The organism is Pengzhenrongella sp., from assembly GCF_036565025.1.
Taxonomy (GTDB): Bacteria; Actinomycetota; Actinomycetes; order Actinomycetales; family Cellulomonadaceae; genus Pengzhenrongella.
In genome coordinates this window covers 1-3,192 of sequence record NZ_DATCNW010000077.1, presented here as the reverse complement: position 1 = coordinate 3,192, position 3,192 = coordinate 1, and the positions used below count along the sequence as shown (strand labels likewise).

At 72.3% G+C, this 3,192-nt stretch carries 1 protein-coding gene and 1 pseudogene; both read right to left on the bottom strand.

Annotated elements, in window-relative coordinates; translation table 11 throughout:
* Positions 1-103: 103 nt before the first annotated feature.
* Positions 104-2,689 carry a beta-galactosidase gene (locus VIM26_RS04120; RefSeq protein ID WP_331949074.1) on the bottom strand — a complete coding sequence of 862 codons (2,586 nt, stop codon included), beginning with the start codon at positions 2,687-2,689 and terminating at the stop codon, positions 104-106.
* Between the two features lie 45 nt (positions 2,690-2,734).
* Positions 2,735-3,192: pseudogene (locus tag VIM26_RS04115) on the bottom strand (hypothetical protein); the annotation flags it as partial.

The window sequence follows — 3,192 nt, the reverse complement described above, 5'->3', positions numbered from 1 at the left end:
CCGGTTCGCGAACCGGTCTCGGCCGAGCCGATCCCAACGAGCTCGCCGACGTGGTCCGGTCGGTTGGCTCGGACCCGCCGAGAGCGCGGGCTGGCTCGGCTGGCTAGACGGCGCTGATCGTGAGGTGGATCGGACCTCGGTCAGCCGGTGCCGAGATCGTCCAGCGCCGGCCCACGCGCACGATCTCGTGCGACTGGCTCGCGGTGATCTCGCCGTCGGTCTCGAGCACGACGACCGTGCCGGACCCGCTGCCGGACCCGCTGCCGGACCCGCTGCCGGACCCGCCGCTGGGTCCGCCGGACCCTCCGCCAGGTCCGCCGAGACCGGGACGGAAAGTGACCTCATCGGACTTCACCGACGCGATCTCCGCTGAGGCCCACAGCACCCGCACCGCCGGGGTCGTGGGCAGGAACAGGTCGAGCGGCAGCATGTGACCGCTGTGCCCGGGGACCACGAGAGCCGCGCCGTCGTGCAGGTCCTGACCGTCCAGTGCGAGGTGGACGGCGGTGTCGTAGCCGATCACGTTCACCAGGTGTACCAACCGCTCGCCGTCGGGCGTGGCCGTGGTGGTGGCGAGCAGCCCGGGGTTGGCGGCGCGGACGTCCAGGCCTGGTGCGGCGCCCAACCGACGAACGGCCGAGGCGAACAGCCCCGGGTCGGAGGCCAGCTCCGCCGTGAGCAGCACGGCCCGCCCGGCTCCACGGCGGACCTCGAGCCCGCAGGGACGCCCGGTGGCCACCTCGACCAGCAGCGTCTCCGCGGCTTCGGCGGCCAGGGGCTGGATCCAGCCGGCTCGCTTCTCGGGGATGGCCGGCAGCCACGACCGGGACGCGACCGACGGGTAGTAGTGGTGGCCCTCCCGGACCACCTCGCCCGCCGTGACGCCGAGCGCGTCGGCCAGGACGCGGCACGGCCGGCCCTCGAGATCGAGCTCAGGCAGCTTGCCCAGCAGGAGCAGGCCACCGCCGTCGTCCAGGTGCGCCACCAGGCGCCGCTGAACCGGCTCGGCGAGATGGCGGCCGGTTGCCAGGGCCACGACCTGCGGCAGCGAGCCGGTGCCGCGGTCGACGTGGGGCGGCAGCGAGCCGGTGCGGCGGTCGACGTGGGGCGGCGGCGGGCCGGTGTGGCGGCTGACCTGCGGCAGCGAGCCGGCTCGCCGGTCCACCTGCAGGTCGACGGCACCGAACCGGTAGCCCGCGAGCAGCAGGGAGCGAGCCAGGGCCTTGCGCTGGCCGGCCCCGCGATGGGAGGCCAGGTCCTCGACGATCTGAGACATGATCGCGCTCGACGGGTGGTGGTACTCGGTCATGTACGAGTCGAGGACGAAGCCGAGTGCGACGTCGTCGTGCTCCTCGTGCATCCGCGCGAGCCACGGTTCCTGCGCATTGACCGCGGCGACGACCGCGGAGGTCGGGGCGTACGTGAGGCTGTGCTCGCCGCGGGGCCCGACGGGCGCGGCCATCCCGTGCTCCTCGCCGAGGATGCTGATCCGGTCGTTCCCGTCGCCCACCGGCGCGTCCAGGTGACGGTTGATGCCGCCGGCGAACAGGTAGTAGTTGATCAGCCTGTTTCCCTGGGCCACGCAGATCCGGGTCTTGAGGTCGATGGTCGACGGCTCGTACACCTTCTCGAGGCCGCCGCCGTAGTCGCCGTTGCCGGCCTCGAACTCGACCGATGTCAGGGGCTGGTCCTGGTCGTGCACCGCGGCCATGAACGCGTTCATCACGTACAGGTCCGTCGCGGTGTCCAGGGTCACGTCGCCGAGGTAGTGGTCGGATCCCGAGAGCATCCCGGGCACCCCGGCATACGTCTCGACGAGCTGGCTGATGCCGATCGGGAACGGTCCGCCGTCGCCGCCCGCCGTGCCGTGGATGTTGATGATGAACGGCACATCGCGGATGCCGGCGCCCTCGGCGAAGCCCCGCAGGGCCTGGACGTACCGCGCGAACCGGCTCCGCATGAACCTGCCGAGGTCGAGACGCAGTGCTCCGGCCCAGGCTTCGTCCGGCGTCCGGACCGCGCGGGCCCAGGCGCCCGGGTCGGACAGGTCGATCGGGTAGCGCGCGGCGAACCGGTCGCCGTGCTGGTCGCGAACCCACGCGAGCAGGTCCGCGAGCAGGTGCTCGGTCAGGTCCGGGGTGTTCGTGACCCAGGCGAGCATCCCGATCTCGTTGTCGAGCTGGACGGCGATCACGTTGCCGCCGCGCGGCTGGAGGCGTTCGGCGATGGCAGGCAGCACCGCGTCGAACCACCGCTCGGCCTCGGCGAGGAACGCCGGCGCGAGGTAGTCGACGGTCGCCGTCGTGCCCGGGCGACCGTCCCAGCCGGTCGGGACGATCTCGGGGTGCTCGGTGTACACCCGGAACGGCAGGCCCTCGTTCTTCAGCTCGGCCATGATGAACGGACCGGGACGGGCGACGAACCACAGCCCCGCGTCGCGGCAGAGGTCGATGAACCCGGCGACGTCCCGCTCGGGCAAGGTCTCGCCGGTGACGTCGATCGAGCCGTCGGGCAGCTCGTGGACGACCCAGGGGATGTACGAGGCGACGCCTGCGCACCCCGCGGCCTTGAGCGACGCGATCCTGTCCGCCCACTCCTCGCGCGGCACGCGGAAGTAGTGGATCTCGCCGCACATCACTACGCGCGGCACCCCGTCGATGATCAGCCGGCGGCCCGAGATCTCGATCATGACGTCACCGGTTGGTCAGCCCCGCCGTGGCCGTGGTGGTGGGCATCAGGCGGTCTCCACGTGCAGGGTGCAGGGGCCGTTGCGCAGCGCGGTCAGGACCGGGTCGAGGTCGATGCGCACGCCGGGGCGGCGGTACGGGTTAGCCAGGGGGGTCACGCGCAGCGGGACGCCGTTGAGCGAGACGACGACCGGTCCGTGCCCTAGCCGTCCGACCGAGTAGGTGAGGTGCAGCGCGCGTCCGTCCAGCGGGATCGTCGCGGTCAGGTCGTCCATCGAGGCGGGCAGGACCGGGTCGATCTCGAGTGTCGTCGCGCGCCGGCGGATGCCGAGCAGGGTTTCGACGACGAGCCGCAGGAACAGCCCCGGCCCCGACGAGTAGACGCGCCAGCCGCCTTCCAGGGCGACCTCGCCCCGGGCGACCTTCGCGTAGTTCTCGGCGGCGTCGTACCGGTCGGTGAACACCGCGTCGGAGGAGGAGTAGTAGCAGGTGGACTGGCGGGGGG

Excerpts from the sequence above, each read along its gene's own strand:
- VIM26_RS04120 (WP_331949074.1), bottom strand. The coding sequence starts at position 2,689 with ATGATCGAGATCTCGGGCCGCCGGCTGATCATCGACGGGGTGCCGCGC.